Origin of the sequence: Pseudanabaena cinerea FACHB-1277 (assembly GCF_014696345.1) — a bacterium.
GTDB classification, from domain to species: Bacteria; Cyanobacteriota; Cyanobacteriia; order Pseudanabaenales; family Pseudanabaenaceae; genus Pseudanabaena; species Pseudanabaena cinerea.
In genome coordinates this window covers 1-19854 of sequence record NZ_JACJPY010000063.1, presented here as the reverse complement: position 1 = coordinate 19854, position 19854 = coordinate 1, and the positions used below count along the sequence as shown (strand labels likewise).

Genomic DNA, 19854 nt, shown 5'->3' with positions numbered 1-19854 from the left:
CACTCTTAAAATTCCTTTATTTATTAAACCTCTGCAACCAATGAATCACCAAAGCATTGACAATTTCAGGGCGATCGTCGTGGGGGCAATGTCCAGTATTGGGAATGGGAATCACTTGGATATCTTTAGTTTTACTTGCCTCAGTATAGACCTTTGCCCCATTGATCGGTGTCCAAGGATCGGCATCTCCCCATAAAACCAAAAGCGGCCTAGTCAATTTAGCCAGAAGATCGCTAGTTTGCGGTCCCGCAGGAGCCGTCAAAATCGAAGCAAATACCTTTTGTGCGCCTTCATCGCAGGACGGCTGATAGAGCATATCCACTAATTCATCATCGATCGCCTGATGATTGCGATATACCTGACGCAGGGAATTACGAATATTGCGCTTTTTGCGTACTTGATTGAAGACAAACTTGCCCGTTAGCTCGGAGCTAACTAACTTAGCAAAAGTTGCCATTAATAATCGCAATGGTGGATTTAGCTCATCGGGGCGATGGTTTAGCCCACCTGCGGCATTGAGCAGCACTGCACCGATCGCCAGATCAGGATCATCGGTTGTCATCATCAATGCCAATAATGCACCGATGGAGTTACCAACAAAAATAGCAGGTTTTTGGATTAATTCTTGATGGAAATCCCGTAATAATTCTTGCCATAGCTCTAAGGAATAGGCGATCGTGGGTTTGGCAGACCCCCCAAAGCCCAATAGATCAAGGGCAAATACTTGATATCCCGCATCTACCCAAGCAGGTATATTCTTTTTCCAATGTCCGATGGATGCACCAAAGCCATGGATCAGCACCAGGGGAATACCAGTACCATCAACCGCAGCATCGTATTTTACATATTTGATTGAATAGCCGTGCCATGTCCATAGGGCAAAAGATTCTGGATTTAGCTTTGGATTGGATAATGATTGGCGATCGTCGGTAGGATTTTCGGTAATTAGCACGGCGGTTACTTTTGGCAAGGTATAAACTAAATGTATATAGGCATTATAGCCAAAAATAGATTTCTGTTAGTCTGTCTTGAAAGGGCTGCTAGTTGCGAAAAGGAATGATTGTTGGGGAATGCCGATCGCTATATTTTCTTGGGTCATCACCAATTTGAGGCGGCGGCGAAATTCCCTAGCGACAGCCCATTGCTGAAGTGGTTGCGTCTTGATCCAAATGCGAATCAGCATTCCTGAATGTTGCAAACCATCAATACCTAAAACTTCTGGAGGGTCAATAATCTTATCGTGCCAAGTCTGCTCTTGATAGATTTCTTGGGCTAACTTCCGCAAAATATCAAGAACATAATCAGGATTGCTATCGTAGGCAACCTCAATACTTAAGTCGACCCTTGACCAATCTTTGGAAAGGTTCTGCACCACCGAAATCGCGCTGTTGGGAATGGTGATCAACTGTCCTTCATTATTGCGTACCTGCGTCACTCGTAAATTCATATTCTCCACTAAGCCCCCCAGTTGTCCCACAATAATCACATCACCTACTGCATATTGATCTTCCAAAACAATCAAGAATCCATTAATTATGTCCTTAATCAAACCTTGAGCTGCAAAGGAAATAGCAATACCGACAATCCCTGCTCCTGCTAATAACGGTATTAGATCAAAGCCCAGCCGTGAAAGTATTGCTAACGTCCCAAAACTGACTAACACGATCGCTGTGACATTACGCAGCACTTGTGAAACCGTTGATAGTCGTAAATCTAGGCGCTGATAGGGTTTGAGCATAGCAAAATCCCTAGCTTTTAGAAACCCTGCAAAGCGTTCAATCAATAGGTTGCTAATCCGCATCAGTAAATAAGTAAAAAAGGCGATCGCCACAATTTGCAGGGGTGTTGATAGCAAGAAAGATTGTAACCAACGGCTATAGGGAAACAGCCCCAAGATGATAAAAATGCCACTGCCTAAAATCCCCACATAGGCTAGTTCTAGAATACGCCGTTGCAGATCGCGCAGATTCGCCTTGAGTTGTTGCTTGAGTTGTTGTTGCAAATCCATCACATCCGACTCAAAGGCTGGTGTCTTTTCTTGACCGAGAGGGGATGCCATTGCTTCTTGCCACAATTTTAAGCGTCTTTGCCAATGGCTAATTAGGCGTATGGCTATGAACATCAATAAAATTATTACAGAAGTAATAATGCCGCGATTGATTAAAAATTGGGGTTGACGCTCTTGCTTTGCTCGAATCAATGCTTCCCGCAAAATTTGAGCAACCTGATTTGCCCAACCCTCAGGATCACGCCCTTGGAGCTGAGCATCGATGGTCGTCACCGTCATTAAATAGCGATCGCCAATGGCAATTACAGGTAGTTGACTTTGTTGATCGATGGTAACTTGCACCGATAGATTCTCTGGCTCAAAGTTGCTATTCACAATTCGGTTTAGCTCATCTTCAATACTCTGAACACGCTGCTCTAAGGGAAATCGCTGGTTGGTTGTGGGAGAGGCTAACACAAACAGCTTATAGCCATCCAACCGTACTACAGCATGATCGATGCTTGGGGCATTATTGTTAGTGCTAATGGAAGGGTTGAGCGATCGCCCTAACCAATTAAGGCTAAAAAATTCTGCCTGCCCCCAAGCCGCCTGACCATTGCCCAAAAAGAGAATCAGGGCGATCGCGCCTGCAATCAAGCTGGTAAAACGGAAGCATTTTTGCTGAAAGTATGGTTTTGGATGGATGGACATTGGGGATTGGGGATTGGGGATTGGGGATTGGGGATTGGGGATTGGGGATTGGGGATTTATGCTTCTGAGTTAAATCTATGCCCTAATTCCTGTAATGTCCCAATTAGACTATATTATTTGCAAAGCTTTCAAGCCTCATTGGGTTTGATTTCAATGCTAAGCATTGTAAGCTTGTTGTAAATTTAGTTGCGATCGCACTTCATGAGTCAGTCAAAGCGAGCCTTAATCACAGGCATTACAGGTCAAGATGGATCTTATTTGTCAGAGCTACTGCTATCTAAAGGGTATGAGGTACATGGTATTACTCGCCGATCTTCTACAATAAATACAGATCGCATTGATCATCTCTACCAAGATCCCCATCTGCCCGAAACTAAGTTGTTTCTGCATTATGGCGATCTTACCGATGGCACAACCCTTGGACGTATTCTAGAGTCAGTACGCCCCCATGAGGTCTATAATCTTGGCGCTCAGTCCCATGTACGGGTTAGTTTTGATTCACCCGAATATACGGTTGATGCGGTGGGAATGGGAACCCTACGCTTGTTAGAAGCCTTGCGCGACTATCAACAACGCAATGAGCGCAAAATTCGCTTTTATCAAGCTGGATCTTCGGAAATGTATGGACTAGTGCAGGCTGTGCCTCAAAGTGAGACGACACCCTTCTATCCCCGCAGTCCCTATGCTTGCGCTAAGGTCTATGCCCATTGGCAAACCGTCAACTATCGCGAGTCTTATGGAATCTTTGCCTGCAATGGTATTTTGTTTAACCATGAATCGCCTAGACGGGGTGAAACCTTTGTGACCCGCAAAATTACAAGGGCGATCGCCAGAATTGTCGCTGGTCAGCAGAAAAAGCTATATCTTGGCAACCTTGACTCAAAGCGTGACTGGGGCTATGCCAAGGACTATGTGGAGGCGATGTGGTTGATGTTGCAGCAGGCAGAACCCGATGATTATGTAATCTCCACAGGGGAAACCCATTCGGTGCGTGAGTTTTTGGAAGAAGCCTTTAGCTATGTCAACCTTGATTGGCAGGAATATGTGGAAATTGATCCGCGTTATTTTCGACCTGCGGAAGTAGATTTGCTCTTGGGCGACTCCACCAAGGCTAAGCAAAAGTTGGGTTGGCAACCTCAACTTAGCTTTAAAGGGCTAGTGGAGTTGATGGTGGATGCGGATCTGGAGGTGTTGGGGCTAGCGACTCCCAAGGGTGTTGCCTCTGGCGATGTTGCCACTTTCCGCAAACCCAATCAAACCTCGGCTCTAGATTAGAACTACAAAAGTCTGGCAATGCCAGACTTTTATCGTTTAAATGGTGTTGTCTATTACTACTAAAAGCTCAATTTTTAAGCTCAATTTTTATGACAGAAATTTATTTTGCCGATCAAAAAATATTGGTGACGGGCGGTGCGGGATTTTTGGGTAAGAGGGTGATCGCGCAGTTGGTTGCCTATGGTGCTAATCCAGAATTAATTACAGTGCCAAGATCTAAAAGCGATGATTTGCGATCGCTAGATATTTGTGAAAAAGTTGTACAGGGACAGGATCTAATTATTCATTTGGCGGCGCACGTGGGCGGTATTGGACTCAATCGGGAGAAACCTGCCGAACTATTTTACGATAATTTAATGATGGGGGTGCAGCTAATCCATGCAGCCTATGTTGCTAAAGTTGCTAAGTTTGTTTGTGTTGGCACAATTTGCGCCTATCCCAATTTTACACCCGTGCCATTTAAAGAGGCGGATCTCTGGAATGGTTATCCTGAAGTCACCAATGCGCCCTATGGGGTTGCCAAAAAAGCATTGCTGGTGCAGTTGCAATCTTATCGTCAACAATATGGGTTTAATGGCATTTACTTACTACCTGTTAATCTTTATGGCCCTGAAGATAACTTTGATCCCCGTAGCTCCCATGTGATTCCTGCTTTGATCCGCAAAGTTCATGAAGCAAAACAAAGAGGTGATCGCCAGATATTCGTGTGGGGCGATGGCACACCCACCAGAGAGTTTATCTATTCCGATGATGCCGCGACAGGGATCGTCATGGCGGCGGCTAAATATGATGGGGCTGAACCTGTAAATATTGGTACTGGCTCTGAGATTGCGATTAAGGATTTAATTAATTTGATCTGTGAACTAATGGGTTATGAAGGCGAAATCATCTGGGAAACCGATAAGCCCAATGGTCAGCCCCGCCGATGTCTAGATGTGGAACGTGCTGAGCAATTTTTTGGCTTTAGGGCAGCGATCTCTTTTCGCGAGGGTTTACAAAATACGATCGCTTGGTATCGCCAAAATTCTTAGTTTGGACTGACGCAAAAATGACCTAAACCGCATGGTTTTCACCTTGGCATGGACAGGGTGAAAACCAAAGACAAAAAATATGGATTTGATGGTTTGCAAGTTTGCCTTGCCAGCTTGCAAACTGCGATATTTGTAAATTGATATGGGAGAGAAGAGAGCATGAGCAAAACAAGATTACAATATGTTAAGCAAATATTAACAACAAGGTAACGACAGTAAGGGTCGAGCATAAACATGAAAGCAGCGATTATTGGATCAGGCTTAGCGGGTATGAGTGCGGCAGTCGAACTAAGCGAACAGGGCTATGAAGTTGAGCTTTTTGAGTCGCGTCCCTTTGTGGGCGGCAAGGTCAGCAGTTGGCTAGACAAAGATGGCAACCATATCGAGATGGGGCTGCACGTGTTTTTTGGCTGCTATTACAACCTATTTGCCTTGATGCAAAAGACAGGCGGCTTTGAGCATTTGTTACTTAAAGAACATACCCATATTTTCGTGAATCCTGATGGTAGTCAGGCGGCGCTCGATTTTCGCAACTTTGGCGGTGCGCCCTTTCATGGCTTAAAAGCATTTGTGACCACAGGGCAGTTACCCCTCAAGGACAAGATTCAAAATGCGATCGCCCTTGCCCGTAGCCCTTTGATCTTAGGATTGCTGAACCATGAAGCGGCGATGAAACAAATCCGCGCCCTAGACAATATTAGTTTCAAGGATTGGTTTACCTCCATGGGCGGCTCGGAGAAGAGTCTGGAAATCATGTGGGATGCGATCGCCTATGGTTTGGGCTTCATCGACTGCGAAAATATCTCCGCACGCTGTATGCTCACTATTTTTCAGTTTTTTGCATCCCGCACCGAAGCCTCGGTTTTGAGAATGCTTGAAGGCTCTCCCAATGATTTCCTTCATGCACCAATTGTTAAATATATTGAAGAACGCGGTGGCAAGTTCCATTTGCGCCGTGGTGTTCGCGAAGTTCTCTTTGAAGGCGAAGGCGAAAGCACTCGCGTGACGGGCTTAATCATGGGTAAAGAAGACGGCGAAGAAATCGTGACTGCTGATGTCTATATCTGTGCTGTCGATATTCCTGGGGTAAAGCGACTCATTCCCGCAAAATGGCGAGCCTGGCCACAATTTGACAATATCTATAAGTTGGATGCCGTACCAGTGATCACTGTGCAGTTACGCTTTGATGGTTGGGTGACAGATATTGATAACCTGCTCTATGCCACTAGGGTCGATTTCTCCACTTTTGCCGATTTGGCAATTACCAGCCCAACCCATTACTATAAGGAAGGAGAAGGCTCACTTTTGCAGGTGGTAATTACACCTGCGGATGACTATATCAAGATGAGTAATGAGCAAATTGTTGAGAAAATGGTTGCTCAAGTCCATGAGATTTTCCCCTCCTCTCATAAACTAAATGTCACTTGGTCAAGTGTGGTCAAACTCGCCCAGTCTCTCTATCGCGAAGCCCCAGGCAAAGATCCCTTCCGTCCTGCTCAGGCGACTCCTATTTCCAACTTCTTCTTGGCAGGCAGCTACACCATGCAGGACTATATCGATAGTATGGAAGGCGCGACATTATCGGGCAAGATGTGCGCGGCGGAAGTGGTTAAGTCTAGGTAACAGAATTCGCGGTGAATTAGCGAAAAAGCCGATCAAACGAGTCCCTATAGGGAAATTAAAAGCGTTACGCCACTAAGTTTTTAATTTCCTTGCTGGCTTGGGTTTGAGCGCAAAGGGCTGTAGTTCAAAATCAATAGGCTGAGAAATATGGGCATTAAAAAGCTGCAAAACAAACTGATCAAATTGGAGCAACGGGATGGAGTGTTGCAAGTGGCAGGCGGCAACTCTTGGCAATCATATCTTCGCGATCCTTACCATCTGCTCCTGACAGTCCCTTGGCTAGGCTTCCTGAGTATTGTCATCATCTTTGATGTTTTTCTCAATGGTGTTTTTGCGGTTCTATATTTGATCGATCCCCAAGCGATCGGCGGCATGAAAGAAGGGAGTTTTTTGGAAGCTTTTTTCTTTAGTGTTCAAACCCTAGCCTCCATTGGTTATGGAGTGATGCACCCGCAAACCCTCTATGCAAATTTGCTCGTTACCCTAGAGTCGATCACTAGTTTGATGTTATTTGCTGTAATTACAGGCATCGCTTTCACCAGATTTGCCAAATCTGCGGCAAAGGTGATGTTTAGCCATGTTGCCACCATCCATAACTACAATGGCGTACCAACTTTGATGTTTCGCACCGCCAATGAACGCCGCAATAATATTCTAGAGGCAAGGCTTAAGGTCTATCTGATGCTTGATGAGGTCAGCAGTGAGGGGCAGATGATGCGACGGCTACATGAACTGAAATTATTGCGGGATCATTCTCCAGTATTTTTACTATCTTGGACAGTAATTCACACCATTAATGAAAATAGTCCGCTCTACAATATGGATCGAGAAATATTGGAAAGGCTAAACGCGCAAATTTTAGTTTCATTAACTGGTGTTGATGAAACTATTGAAGGTACGATTCATGCTAGGCATATTTACGCATCCCATAAGATTCTTTTCAACTATTGCTTTGTGGATATTATTCATTTAGGCAATGATGGATACCGCTACCTTGATTTTCAGCACTTTCATGATGTCATACCCAATTAATGGTGTTCTGCGCTGACCTATAGTCCAGAGCGCCCAAATCCAAATCAAGAAAAAGATTGAAAGTATTACCCCAAAGAGATTTTAGCTTTTTTCTTGTAATTTGTTTGAGCGGCGATTGCGATAAGACCTGACGTAGCCATTTCTTGATTTGGTATAAAATAGCTTATCGGTCAATAACTCAATGGATTTAGGGGTTTTGCAATGAAAATGCACATTGGACAGGAATTGATGGCAATTGCGATGCAGCAATTAGAGGCTATTGAAAATATTAGCCTGTTGCCAGTTTCTTCTAGTGCAGAGATCGCCAACCAAGGTTTGAATAATTTAAATTTAACCGATACGCTGGAAATGCTGCGAGATCATCTATTGCAATTAGAAGCCTGGCAGCGATCGCAGCAAGCAACTTTAGACCGCTATCAAGATCTCTTTGAATTTGCTCCCGATGGTTACTTTGTCACCGATGCCAATGGTGATATTTCTGAGGCTAATCGCGCTGCTATGCTGATGTTTGGCTCCCATCCCATCGGCAAAAACCTCGAAAATTTTGTCTATCCTTCTTATAAAGAACAGTTTCAAAGATTAATTGGACAATTGCAGCGTGGTCAAAATATCAAAAGCCTCGACTTTCGGATGCAGTTTCCCACAGGTCAGCCCTACGAAGCCAGCTTTACGATCATCAGTATGCGATCGCCGAACGATGGCAAAGTGTTAGGGATGCGCTGGTGGATTCAAGATATTACGCAGCGCCGACAGGATACAGATAAGCTGCAACAGTCCCATCAGCGTCTAGAAATTCGCGTTGCTGAGATGAATGCCAAATTAAATTTGATGGATCGGCAAATTCGGATGGAAAGGGAAGAACAACGGCGGATTTCTCGCAATCTTATCCGCAATGAAGCCAAGCTCAGGGCGATCATGCAGCATTCTTCCGATATTGTAAATATTCTTGATATTGATACCACTATTCAATATTGTAGCCCTGCGGTTTTCCAAAATCTAGGCTATATGCCCGAAGATTTGATCGGCAAAAAGTTTATCAAATTTATTCATGCAGATGATTTGCCGATTTTTCAAAACTTCCTTGCCCATACAGTTGATATGGTGGCTGTATCAACTCCAATTGTGATGCGCTATCAGCATATCAATGGCGACTGGATCTATCTAGAATCTGTATGCTGTGATCTGTTGCAAGATAGCAATGTGCAAGGTTTGGTAGTTAATTCTCGTAACGTTACTGAGCGTAAGCGCACCGAATCGGCGCTCAGGGAGAGCGAACTACGTATAGGGGCGATCGCCTCCAGTATGCCCGCAACCTTCTACCGCATAGCTATTAATCATCAAGGCAAGGTTTCTATTCCCTTTGTCAGCGATGGTTTGGTGGATTTAGTGGGAATGTCGCCAAGGCAGGCGATCGCTAATCCCTATCAAATTCTTGATTTAATCCATCCAGAAGATGTCGATCAATTTAAAGCCCTAGTCCAAGCTGGTTTTGATAAACTTGCAACCTTTCGCCATGAGTTTCGGATCATTTCAATTTCGGGAGATATCAAATGGGCGCAGAACATTACCCGTTACTATCAAACGGAATCTGGACAAGTAATTGCTGATGGAGTTTGTATTGACATCAGTGAGAGAGGTGAAGCTGAAGCAAATCTACAACACACCAACGAACTCCTTTGCGCTGTCATGAAGGCTGTTCCTGTGGCGATCGACATCATCAGTCCCGAAGGCAAAGTTCTACTTTGGAATGCTGTTGCTGCCGAGCTGTTTGCATGGGATCAGATCGCTGCAACTAGCCACAGTACGCCCATTGTCTCTGATTCTCAAGAGCTACAATCAGCAATCCTTGACACCCTAGCTGGCAACCCTCTAAATAATGTATCCATTCGCTTGCAAATAAATAAAATAAATAAAATAAATAATGGACAATTGCATAATCAGGAATGGATAGATGCCATTATTTCCACAGTTCTCGTCCATGATTTGAATGGCAAAATTATCGGTGTTCTCAGAATTATTGACAAATCAGTACATCAATCAGTACATCAATCAGTACATCAAAATGAGCGCATAAACCCCAATCTCAGCTATGCAGACAGTCAGATTACGCCAATCACTGCCGAGTCATCATTGCGAACCCCTTCCCTAGCTCCAGTTCTAGCTCCAGTTAGTGGCAATCAATTAATTCATCAATATAAAATAGGGCAACGTAACTTTGCAGGTTGGCAGCTAAGCGGAGCAGATCTTACCAAAGCTGACCTGCAACAAATAGACTTACGCGGGGCTGAATTAAATGGAAGTAACTGTAGCGATGTCAACTTTTATAACGCTAATCTTCGAGGTGCAGATCTGCGGGGTGTAAATTTCCAATCTGCCAACCTCCAAGGGGCTGACTTGCGCGGAGCCGACCTGCGCGGAGCCGATCTTGAAAATGCTAAGCTTGAGGATGCTCTCATTGAAGGTGCAATTTTTGCATCAACCCATAATCATTAGAATTCTTACACAAATCTTTAAATCTAGTTGAATATTTAACCAAAGCCGCAATGGCTGCCTTAGTCTGATAATAAGTAGCCCGTCATAATTAAAATCTAAATCTAGCGTCTGTTCCGCTCGCTTAGTGGATAAGACTACTTTCTAGGTTCTTAGTTTACCTATGCCTAGCTACTTAGCAATACTAGCAACCACAAAATAATATGCTGGAACACCTTCCGCCACTAAATGACCATAATTTACCTTATCCAGACACGATCCATCCGATTGTGGTGCATTTTGTAATCGCGATGGTGCTGTTTGCGGTAGTCTGTGACGCGCTTGGCTATTTCACCCGCAACACCAAACTATACGAAGTAAGCTGGTGGAACTTATTCTTTGCCACAATTTCTATTTTTATCGCGATCATTTTTGGGCAGATCGAAGCTGGACTTGCCGAACCCTATAGTCAAGTAGAAGCTACACTCAACTTACATACCATTATTGGTTGGTCACTTTCAGGAATTATTGCCGCGATTACGGGATGGCGCTATGTCTTACGGCTGCGTGATCCCAAGGTCTTACCATTGTCTTTTTTGGGAGTAGGAGTATTATTAACAGCAATAGTTCTGTTTCAGGTCTATTTAGGCGATTTATTGGTTTGGGTATATGGATTACATACAGTGCCTGTGGTTGAAGCAATGCGGGAGGCAAATTTGCAATGAATATTGAACTAATTAATCAACTAAGCGGTCAGTTGGGGGCAAATGGGCTACCCTACATCTTGCCCATGCATCCTAATCTTGTTCACTTGACACTCGGTCTATTTATTGTGGCGATCGGCTTCGATTTTGTCGGTGTATTTTTTGTTTTGGAAAAGCCGCTATTCAAATTTATGGCGATCCCTGCGGCTAGGTCAAATTTTTTTGATGTCGGTTGGTACAACATGGTCGCCGCCTCAATCATCACTTTCTTTACTGTCGGGGCAGGCTTTTACGAAATCTTACTCGCTACCCCTGATGAGAATGTGAAGAGCGCTTGGGGTTTACAAGCGATGGAAACGATGCTCTGGCATGGCGTCGGTGGTGTGCTTTTATTAGCTCTAATCGTGGGAATGACTGTCTGGCGTGGCTTTCAGCGCTTCCTATGGCGCAAGGATATGGGTCAGCAGGTGCAATGGAGCTATTTGTTAGCAGGATTAGTAATCTTTGGGATCATGTTTGTGCATGGCACTCTGGGCGCTCAGCTTGCCTCAGAGTTTGGGGTGCATATTACCGCCGATCGCCTGTTACGCTTGGGTAAGAGTCTCAATCAATTGCAGGAGGCACTATGAAAGTTCGGTTGGTTTTGATTTTGGGGGCTGTGGCTGTGGCGATCGCCCTGATTAGTCTCTGGATGGGACAGGCTGCCTATACATGGTTTCCACCCCAAGCTTCGGCGGAATCAATATTAGTTGATAACCTATTTAGCTTTTTAGTGACCTTAGGAACATTTATTTTTCTCGGTGTAGTTGGCACTTTGACCTATTCGGTTTTATTTCAACGTGCCGAAAAATACGATCTTAGTGATGGTCCCCATATTGAGGGCAATGTCAAACTAGAAATCATCTGGACAGCGATTCCCTTTGCCTTGGTGATTTGGATTGCTGGCTATAGCTATCAAATTTATGACCAGATGTCAATTTTAGGACCAATGGAGCATAGTCACAGAGCTATGATGGCGGCGGCTGATGCGGCGGAAATGAGTGACTCTCAAACCTCAGAAACTGAAAGAATTCAAGTGCTAGCGCGGCAATGGGCATGGGTATTTCGTTATGGCAATGGTGCAGATGCGGTTAGCAGTACGGAATTGCATTTACCCAATAATCGCAGGATTAAGCTAGTACTTCACTCTGAAGATGTGCTGCATGGCTTATATATTCCTGCTTTTCGAGTGAAGCAAGATGTGATCCCTGGGCGTGATATTGATTTTGAATTTACGCCCATTCGCGAAGGGAAATATCGATTACGCGATTCGGAATATAGCGGTACTTATTTCGCCGCGATGCAAACCGATGTGGTGGTGCAATCTCCTGATGACTATCAAAAATGGTTGGCGGATGCCGCTATTACTGCGCCTGTCGCTGCTTACAATCGCGCCGCCAGTGAATATGCTAAACGAGCCAATGCGACTAATTGGGCAACGGTTGTGCCTGCGGCTCCGCCTGTGGTGAATTATGCTAATTAAATATGGAGGCTAAGCGATGTCCGATCTATTAGGAAAAGAAGCGGCAGCAGTTCCGACAAAAAAAAGTTCTAAACGTGTACTAGCCATGATTGGCATTGGTGCTATTCCACTAGGTATTGGAATTTGTTTTATTCAAGTACCGATTGGCTGTGCTTGCGGGAACCCAGACATAAGTACAACAGGTCATTATGTGAAGGCGCAAGCCTATCACATATCAGAGTATCAGACCTTTACCAAATCCTACGAATCGATAGGTATTCCACCAATTCCCGAAAAAACTAAGCGCTACAGCTTTTCTACAGAGGTAACTAGCGATCGCTTTTATATCTATGCAACTCCGAGAGCGGTTCCCACCGATTTGTTCCGACTGGGGCTTACAAAAGCTGAGATATCCCCATTAGTTGGGGCAGTCGCCTATGACCGAAAACAAAAAACCACAGATTCTATTCTCTGTGTAGCGGAGCAAGGTAGCTTTGATAAGCCTCCTAAACCTATATTCAATGGAGGAAAATTTACTTGTCCTAGTGGATTTTATGCCAGATAGCGATCACTAGTAGTTGTTTCCATCTGATAAGCTACTATCCCAACCTTTTCACCAACCTTTAGACGAGGAGAGTCTCAAATGCCACTAGTTGAACTTATTAGGACTTACACAAAAGCACTTGAAACCCTGATGCTAGCGTAGGGGCAATTCATGAACTGCCCCTGCTTTTGGCTATTTTGCGTAAGTCCTACCTATAACAGAAATTAGATTTTGAAATAATTCACTAACAGGAACTTGAAGATTCGCATCGCGTTTTTGAATAGACTCAATAAGAGGAATATTGTCGCCAAAGTCTGGGAAATTGATCACAAAGTTACCCAATTGGATACCCAATGGTCTTAGATGACCGCCTATTAAATGTTCTTGAAAATTCTCAGGTGGCTTTTTAAAATCTTTCTCAAACCAATGGCAAGTTGAAGAAGCAATTTTATCGGTCTTGAAGTCAACTATCCCTAAGAGATTGAATAAATTGCCAGATCTTATGAGCGCATAGGTTTGTTCTGGCGTTGGATTGACATTTATTCCTCAATTAATCAATACGGCGGCTAATGGCTTAGGAATAGCACTATCAAGCCCCGTATTTACGGGAGCGAGTAGTAAAGAAGGTTGGTTTTTGATAAAGAGGCTGATGATTGTGACAAGATTTTCTGACTGCTTGGCATTAGTAGCTCGCTCAACGTAACGGGCAATTAATGCTTTAGCCTCAGTTCTCTTTAGCTTCAGATCGTTGGTTAACCGTGAAAGATCATTAAAAACATTATCAATCTTGCGATCAAGATTTGCTGGAGAATCCCTTTTGGTTGCTGTTTCTCTAATTATCTTTCCAATCAGTTCTTTCAACTTTTGCGGACTGTCAATTGAATGTAAGGCACTAAATGCTTCCAAAAGAGCAATATATTTGCAGCCAATACTATGCCCAAGCCAAGCAAAATTGCTATCGCTGAGATATGTAGAATATTCATATCCGTAGGATATAGCTATTCTGACTAGTTCTGGCATGATTTCATACTGCTCTTTGATTAAAAAGCCAGCTTCAGCATAATGATCAAAAGTAAAGTTGAATGGTAAGACAACTATCGTATAGCCATCCTCAAATAACCCCCGAAGCAGGGAACGATAGAAAAACATTGGAAAAAATGTGCCGAAGAATGCGCCACCAATAAATTGAATGACTCCTTTTGGTTCTGGATGTAGAGCTACCCAGCTATGAGCGATAGGTTGAAATTTCATAAATAAACCGCTTAAGTTAATTGCCTATAAGAAATTAATTCCATTCCAGAATTTTCAAGTAAATAAGTAAATCGCATAGTTTAAGAATAAGACCATAGCTAGTGATGCTTGTGGCAAATTCTAAATTGCAACTGGCATCACTAACTTTCAGGTTTTTAGCTTATTTATTTCTAATTGGACGAGTCACATCCTTTCTTGCATTGACAAGAAAAATTGAATCTCCAACTCTAGGCTCGAACTCAAATGGCTGTTGCCTTGCTGGTTGCTGTAATTTTGGAGGAAGTAAAGTAAAGATCTTCTTAAAATCGGTTGTAACTTTTTCAGTGGCTCCAGAAACTAAGAAGCAGTTTGAATCAGTCTTCTTTTTACCAGTAGTTTGATCGTAAAAAATTTGCGAAAATGCTTTGATGGTCAGATCGTCTACAGGAGAAATATAAACTAAATATCCCCGACTATCTAATTCTTTTGCCTTGGAGTCAGCATCTACAACACTATCAAAGAAAGCGATCTGGGTATTTGCGATTTTGACAGGGCATTGAGATGCAGGCAGACCAGCAACAACACTGTAGATTCTGTCTTGAGGACTATTAACGTCAACAGCGAAAAGCGTGTTAGTTCCTGGCACTACAGCGCTTGCACCTTGGAAGTCAAACCAACCTTCAGTAAACGAGCCATTAACACCGTTTTTCTGCCGTGAAGCTTCTAGTACTTGCTTATAAGCGGCTGGAAAATCGGTTAAATCTTCAGGGAGAACCGCGCTAAGGTCGATATTGGGAATCGCCACATCATATTTCAATATATCGTGATATACATTAACTCCTTCAGCCTGTTGTTGGGGAGTGACGTAAAAAGTGGTTATCCCACGAGATTTGGGCTGGGTAGCTTGTTGTGCAAAGGCTGGGTTTACCCCACCTAGACACAAAACAAAGCTAAGAACCACAGCCAAAAATGTAGCTAATTTTTTCATGAATTATTCTGAATTTTTTGGTTGCTTAAAGACTGATTTCCACAGCGAGCATGGAAATCATAAGAATACTCTCATGCTGATTATCACAAGTCAACTCTCATGCTGATTATCACAAGTCAAGCGTCTAATCTTAATCTTTCTTAGCCTTATTATCACCATTCTACTTAGTGCGATCGCCAATCGCGTAGGGTGACTTCCTGCAATACAACACACCTTATTTTTTTAACGAAATCAACCGATTCATAGCAGTTTCTGGTCAGTTATAATGCCAGATAAGTCAGCGATCGAGGAAAATTCACAATCATGGTAGTCCATCAACCCCGCTATAGCAATTTATAAATAAATCATGACAAACATTTCTATTGATAAGATCGCCGATCTTCCACCTCAGTCTGAGCAGCCCGAAGACTGGCGGCGATTTTTTGGATTTAGTACCGATCATAAAGTGATTGGGATTCAATATATTGTTACTTCTTTTTTCTTTTTTCTCATTGGCGGCGTTTTGGCGATGGTGATCAGGGGTGAACTAATTACTCCTGAATCGGATCTCGTTGATCGCGCTGTGTATAACTCCATGTTCACGATGCACGGCACGATCATGCTGTTTCTTTGGACATTTCCTGTACTTTTAGGCATATCTAATTACCTAGTGCCATTGATGATCGGCGCTCGTGATATGGCTTTTCCTAAGTTAAATGCGGTTGCCTTTTGGATGGTTCCCGTCTTTGGTGTAATCCTGATGGCAAGCTTCTTTATTCCTGGGGGATCTTCGCAATCGGGCTGGTGGGCTTATCCGCCTGTGAGTTTGCAAAATCCTACTGGAAATATTGTTAATGGTCAGTTCCTTTGGTTAGTTGCGGTCGCCATTTCGGGCGTGGCTTCGATTATGGGCGCGATTAACTTCGTAACTACCATTTTCCGAATGCGAACAACGGGCATGACTTGGTTCAAAATGCCTGTGTTTGTGTGGACAGTCCTTGCCGCACAGATCATTCAATTATTTGGATTGCCAGCCTTGACCGCAGGGGCAGTGATGCTGCTATCGGATTTGACCTTTGGTACGAGTTTCTTCGATCCCGCTAAGGGCGGTGATCCCGTTCTCTTTCAACATTTTTTCTGGTTCTATTCCCATCCTGCGGTCTATGTAATTATCTTGCCCGTATTTGGGATTTTCTCAGAGATTTTCCCTGTCTATGCCCGTAAGCCTCTGTTTGGGTACAAGGTCGTAGCGGTATCTTCGTTGATTATTACGGGATTGAGCGCTGTGGTTTGGGTGCATCATATGTTTGCTAGTGGCACACCTAGCTGGATGCGGATGCTATTTATGGCGACCACAATGTTGATTTCTGTGCCGACGGGAATCAAGGTATTTGCTTGGGTAGCGACGATCTGGGGTGGCAAAATCAAGCTAAATACAGCGATGCTATTTGGATTAGGAGCGATGGTGATGTTTGTATTCGCAGGAATCACGGGCATCATGCTGGCTTCTGTTCCCGTAGATATTCATGTGAATAATACTTACTTTGTGGTCGGACATTTCCATTATGTAATTTACGGCGCGGTGGTAATGGGAATCTACGCAGCGCTGTATCATTGGTTCCCCAAAATGACGGGCAGAATGTATTCCGAAGGTTTAGGGAAACTGCATTTTATCCTCACCTTTATCGGTACGAATGCCTGTTTCTTTCCGATGCATCCCCTCGGTTTGCAGGGAATGCCCCGCCGCGTTGCCTCCTACGATCCAGAGTTTGCATTCTGGAATGTGATCGCTAGTTTAGGCGGCTTTCTCTTGGGAGTATCGACGATTCCTTTCATTTTGAATATGGTTAGCTCTTGGGTACAGGGTGAAAAAGCTCCCAAAAATCCTTGGCGAGCGATCGGTTTGGAGTGGCTAATTTCTTCGCCGCCATCCCATGAGAACTTTGAGGAATTACCGATTGTAATTTCCGAACCCTATGGCTATGGCAAAGATGAACCCTTAGTTTCTAATCCTGATAAGTTGGAGGTAAATCATGCAACCAGTTAATACTTCTGTTAGTGAGAATCCTATTTTGGAAGTTGCCCACGCCGCCCATAGTGAGCATCCCGATAATCGGCTATTCGGCTTTGTGGTATTCCTACTTTCCGAAAGCGTTATCTTCCTGAGCTTTTTCGCTGCCTATATTGTCTATAAAACGACATCCCTCAATTGGCTTCCTGATGGTGTCACAGGGCTAGAAATTCGCGAACCTGCGATTAACACTGTGACTCTGGTTTCCAGTAGTTTCACCATCTACATCGCTGAGAAATTCCTCCATAAAAAGCAACTGTGGGGCTTTCGCGCCTTCTGGTTACTAACGATCGCTATGGGTAGTTATTTCCTTTACGGTCAAGCCGTGGAATGGAGTGGCTTAGCCTTTGGCTTCGGTGATGGCGTATTTGGTGGTAGTTTCTATTTGCTGACAGGTTTTCACGGTTTGCACGTTTTAACGGGTGTGCTGTTGCAGCTAATCATGTTAGTGCGATCGTTCTTTCCTGATAATTACGCAAAAGGAGAATTCGGAGTCAAATCCACTTCACTATTTTGGCATTTTGTCGATGTGATTTGGATTGCATTGTTTGTTTTGATTTATGTTTGGCAGTAAAAGAATCCTAAAAACATAAATCTGTAGGGGCAAAGCATTCCCACCCCAATCTATAAATTCTTAGATCATCTCTATTTGGGAATGCTTTGCCCAAAACCTCTCAACGTAGGGACAATCGCAAAACATCAGACGCAGGGATAATTTATCGGTGAAAGCGAAGAGGGCAGAGCATTTGCGGACTGAGATTTTTGTGGAGAGTTTGGAAACTGTGGCGCAAATGCTCTGCCCCTACAGTTCTTTTACGGTTGTTTTATGGTTGTTTTCTATTTCTAAATTATTTATTCCAAAGAGGAAAACCTAATGATTATTGATGACCATTATTACGATGTGATTATTGTGGGAACTGGTGCGGGGGGCGGAACCCTTGCCTATAAACTGGCTTCTACAGGTAAGAAGATTCTGATTCTAGAACGTGGTGACTTTATGCCCCTCGAAGAACAGAATCGCAGTAATATTGATATCTTTCAGCGCGATCGCTATCATGCTCCTGAACAATGGTATGACCACACAGGTGAGCCATTTTCACCACAAACTAACTATGCGATCGGAGGGAATACGAAAATCTATGGTGCGGCTCTATTGCGGCGGCGCGAGAAGGACTTTGAAGCAGTCACTCATCAAGCGGGAATTTCGCCAGAATGGTGCGTGAAGTATGACGAGTTTGAGCCTTATTACACCGAAGCCGAAAATCTCTATAAGGTGCATGGTGAGTCACAAACTGACAGCACCGAACCAACTCACAGCGCTGATTATCCCTATCCTGCGGTCAGTCATGAGCCTGAGATTCAGAAGATCTATGAGGCGATCGCTAATCAAGGTTTGCATCCCTCTACAATTCCCCTCGGCTTGACCCGTCAAGAGGATGACCCCACTAGCGACTCTGAAGAAAGCTGCCTCGTCCCTGCCTTAAAGTCGGCAAATGTCACCTTGAAAACCCAAGCCAAAGTGATCGCTTTACATACCAATCCATCGGGGCGATCGGTGAAGGGAGTAGAAGCAGAAGTGGGTGGACAGTCCTATCTGTTTTTAGGCGATATTGTCGTGCTTGCCTGTGGTGCAATCAATTCGGCGGCGTTGCTGTTGCGCTCGGCTAATGATTCCCATCCCAAAGGACTTGCCAATAGCTCCGATCAAGTGGGACGGAACTTGATGAAAAGCCTGTTGTCATCAGTCGTTCAACTCAGCACGAAGCCCAATAATGGCTCCTTCCAAAAGTCTATATATGTGAATGATTTCTATTGGGGTGATGAGGATTTCCCTTATCCAATGGGACATATTCAGAATTCAGGCGGACTACTCACCGACATCATTTTTGCCGAATCTCCTCCCGTATTCTCGATTGTGGCGCGGCTCATGCCCAACTTTGGACTGAAGCAGTTAGCCACCCATTCGATCGGCTGGTGGGCGCAAACGGAGGATTTGCCAGACTCCAATAATCGCGTGCGCCTTGAAAATAATAAAATCCATATCGATTACAATCCCAACAATACGGAAGCCCACGATCGCTTAATTTATCGCTGGACTGATGTGTTAAAAAATATCGAAAAGTCACTGGATGGTTTCCGTACTGGGTTTCTGCATCCCCGCGCCGAGTCGCCGTTGCAAGTGGTCGCCAATCAATGCGGAACCTGTCGCTTTGGTGACGATCCTTTAACTTCGGTTTTAGATCGCGATTGCCGCACCCACGATCTCGATAATCTCTATGTGGTAGATGGCAGTTTCTTTCCGTCTAATGCGGCGGTCAGTCCTGCTTTGACGATTATTGCTAATGCTCTAAGAGTAGGTGATCGGTTAGCTGAGAGGTTGAAATAGATTAAGATATATTAAAAAAATAACAGACTTAAATGGCATCTCTATTAACTCAAAACTATTGAGAATATAGCTATTTATTAGAGATAGAGATGCCCTAGATCCCCTACATAAAAACAAATAATTTAACTACTAGTTCATTGCCAATTTTCTTAGAATAATCTTAAACAATATGGATAGACGACGTAAATTATTAGTTAATAACTATGAGAAACTAGCTGATGAGGGAGCATCCCAAGTTTGCGCTAAGTAGAAATACTTAGCGATGGGGAATTATTAAGAAAAGCTGTACGCAAACGTAAGATCTTTGGAACATTGCATGGATT

Annotated in this window: 16 protein-coding genes; 12 read left to right on the top strand and 4 right to left on the bottom strand. The window is 43.8% G+C overall.

From position 1 onward, the window contains the following. Positions 1–16: 16 nt before the first annotated feature. On the bottom strand, positions 17–970 hold the full coding sequence (locus tag H6F44_RS16490; protein ID WP_199302165.1) for an alpha/beta fold hydrolase: 954 nt from the start codon (positions 968–970) through the stop codon (positions 17–19). A gap of 48 nt (positions 971–1018) precedes the next feature. Next, on the bottom strand, positions 1019–2698 hold the full coding sequence (locus H6F44_RS16485; RefSeq protein WP_190352124.1) for a mechanosensitive ion channel family protein: 1680 nt from the start codon (positions 2696–2698) through the stop codon (positions 1019–1021). Between the two features lie 201 nt (positions 2699–2899). On the opposite strand from H6F44_RS16485, the gene gmd reads away from it, so the two are divergent. The 9 genes from gmd to H6F44_RS16440 all read left to right on the top strand — a co-directional run bounded on the left by gmd (position 2900) and on the right by H6F44_RS16440 (position 12898). Continuing rightward, positions 2900–3973 carry a GDP-mannose 4,6-dehydratase gene (gmd, locus tag H6F44_RS16480; RefSeq protein WP_190352123.1) on the top strand — a complete coding sequence of 358 codons (1074 nt, stop codon included), beginning with the start codon at positions 2900–2902 and terminating at the stop codon, positions 3971–3973. A gap of 89 nt (positions 3974–4062) precedes the next feature. After that, the gene (locus H6F44_RS16475; RefSeq protein WP_190352122.1) at positions 4063–5004 is read left to right on the top strand and encodes a GDP-L-fucose synthase family protein; all 942 of its coding nucleotides are present in this window, start codon (positions 4063–4065) and stop codon (positions 5002–5004) included. A 234-nt stretch (positions 5005–5238) separates the two neighbouring features. Beyond that, the gene (gene zds / locus H6F44_RS16470; protein WP_190352121.1) at positions 5239–6627 is read left to right on the top strand and encodes a 9,9'-di-cis-zeta-carotene desaturase; all 1389 of its coding nucleotides are present in this window, start codon (positions 5239–5241) and stop codon (positions 6625–6627) included. Positions 6628–6774: 147 nt separating this feature from the next. Then, complete coding sequence (locus H6F44_RS16465; RefSeq protein WP_190352120.1) at positions 6775–7659, top strand: ion channel; 885 nt, start codon at positions 6775–6777, stop codon at positions 7657–7659. Positions 7660–7860: 201 nt separating this feature from the next. Next, positions 7861–10152: a PAS domain S-box protein gene (locus tag H6F44_RS16460; protein WP_190352119.1), complete on the top strand. Its 2292-nt coding sequence runs from the start codon at positions 7861–7863 to the stop codon at positions 10150–10152. Between the two features lie 200 nt (positions 10153–10352). Further along, positions 10353–10853, top strand: coding sequence for a DUF2231 domain-containing protein (locus H6F44_RS16455; RefSeq protein WP_190352118.1), 501 nt, complete (start codon positions 10353–10355; stop codon positions 10851–10853). Then, entirely contained in the window at positions 10850–11461 is a 612-nt protein-coding gene (locus H6F44_RS16450; protein WP_190352117.1) for a DUF2231 domain-containing protein, read from the top strand. Before H6F44_RS16455 ends, H6F44_RS16450 begins: the two co-directional genes overlap by 4 nt. Then, entirely contained in the window at positions 11458–12354 is an 897-nt protein-coding gene (locus H6F44_RS16445) for a cytochrome c oxidase subunit II (RefSeq protein WP_190352116.1), read from the top strand. The genes H6F44_RS16450 and H6F44_RS16445 overlap by 4 nt, the downstream gene beginning before the upstream one ends. 16 nt (positions 12355–12370) lie before the next feature. Further along, positions 12371–12898 (top strand): type IV pilin-like G/H family protein, encoded by a 528-nt coding sequence (locus H6F44_RS16440; protein WP_190352115.1) that lies wholly within the window; start codon positions 12371–12373, stop codon positions 12896–12898. Between the two features lie 525 nt (positions 12899–13423). Here the strand turns inward: H6F44_RS16440 and H6F44_RS16435 are convergent. Then, entirely contained in the window at positions 13424–14128 is a 705-nt protein-coding gene (locus H6F44_RS16435; RefSeq protein ID WP_199302164.1) for a DUF1350 family protein, read from the bottom strand. Between the two features lie 160 nt (positions 14129–14288). Continuing rightward, the gene (locus H6F44_RS16430) at positions 14289–15095 is read right to left on the bottom strand and encodes a hypothetical protein (protein ID WP_190352114.1); all 807 of its coding nucleotides are present in this window, start codon (positions 15093–15095) and stop codon (positions 14289–14291) included. A 346-nt stretch (positions 15096–15441) separates the two neighbouring features. Here H6F44_RS16430 and ctaD point away from each other — a divergent pair, with 346 nt between their 5' ends. The 3 genes from ctaD to H6F44_RS16415 all read left to right on the top strand — a co-directional run bounded on the left by ctaD (position 15442) and on the right by H6F44_RS16415 (position 19531). Beyond that, complete coding sequence (gene ctaD / locus H6F44_RS16425) at positions 15442–17121, top strand: cytochrome c oxidase subunit I (protein ID WP_190352113.1); 1680 nt, start codon at positions 15442–15444, stop codon at positions 17119–17121. Next, complete coding sequence (locus tag H6F44_RS16420) at positions 17108–17719, top strand: cytochrome c oxidase subunit 3 (RefSeq protein WP_190352112.1); 612 nt, start codon at positions 17108–17110, stop codon at positions 17717–17719. Before ctaD ends, H6F44_RS16420 begins: the two co-directional genes overlap by 14 nt. 300 nt (positions 17720–18019) lie before the next feature. After that, positions 18020–19531, top strand: coding sequence for a GMC oxidoreductase (locus H6F44_RS16415; RefSeq protein WP_190352111.1), 1512 nt, complete (start codon positions 18020–18022; stop codon positions 19529–19531). Positions 19532–19854: the final 323 nt, after the last annotated feature.

Bases quoted from the DNA above. Each gene is read 5' to 3' on its own strand.
- ctaD (WP_190352113.1), top strand. From the start codon at position 15,442: ATGACAAACATTTCTATTGATAAGATCGCCGATCTTCCACCTCAGTCT.
- H6F44_RS16455 (WP_190352118.1), top strand. From the start codon at position 10,353: ATGCTGGAACACCTTCCGCCACTAAATGACCATAATTTACCTTATCCA.
- H6F44_RS16435 (WP_199302164.1), bottom strand. From the start codon at position 14,128: ATGAAATTTCAACCTATCGCTCATAGCTGGGTAGCTCTACATCCAGAA.
- gmd (WP_190352123.1), top strand. From the start codon at position 2,900: ATGAGTCAGTCAAAGCGAGCCTTAATCACAGGCATTACAGGTCAAGAT.
- H6F44_RS16430 (WP_190352114.1), bottom strand. From the start codon at position 15,095: ATGAAAAAATTAGCTACATTTTTGGCTGTGGTTCTTAGCTTTGTTTTG.
- H6F44_RS16460 (WP_190352119.1), top strand. From the start codon at position 7,861: ATGAAAATGCACATTGGACAGGAATTGATGGCAATTGCGATGCAGCAA.
- zds (WP_190352121.1), top strand. From the start codon at position 5,239: ATGAAAGCAGCGATTATTGGATCAGGCTTAGCGGGTATGAGTGCGGCA.
- H6F44_RS16475 (WP_190352122.1), top strand. From the start codon at position 4,063: ATGACAGAAATTTATTTTGCCGATCAAAAAATATTGGTGACGGGCGGT.
- H6F44_RS16420 (WP_190352112.1), top strand. From the start codon at position 17,108: ATGCAACCAGTTAATACTTCTGTTAGTGAGAATCCTATTTTGGAAGTT.
- H6F44_RS16465 (WP_190352120.1), top strand. From the start codon at position 6,775: ATGGGCATTAAAAAGCTGCAAAACAAACTGATCAAATTGGAGCAACGG.
- H6F44_RS16485 (WP_190352124.1), bottom strand. From the start codon at position 2,698: ATGTCCATCCATCCAAAACCATACTTTCAGCAAAAATGCTTCCGTTTT.
- H6F44_RS16415 (WP_190352111.1), top strand. From the start codon at position 18,020: ATGATTATTGATGACCATTATTACGATGTGATTATTGTGGGAACTGGT.
- H6F44_RS16445 (WP_190352116.1), top strand. From the start codon at position 11,458: ATGAAAGTTCGGTTGGTTTTGATTTTGGGGGCTGTGGCTGTGGCGATC.
- H6F44_RS16440 (WP_190352115.1), top strand. From the start codon at position 12,371: ATGTCCGATCTATTAGGAAAAGAAGCGGCAGCAGTTCCGACAAAAAAA.
- H6F44_RS16450 (WP_190352117.1), top strand. From the start codon at position 10,850: ATGAATATTGAACTAATTAATCAACTAAGCGGTCAGTTGGGGGCAAAT.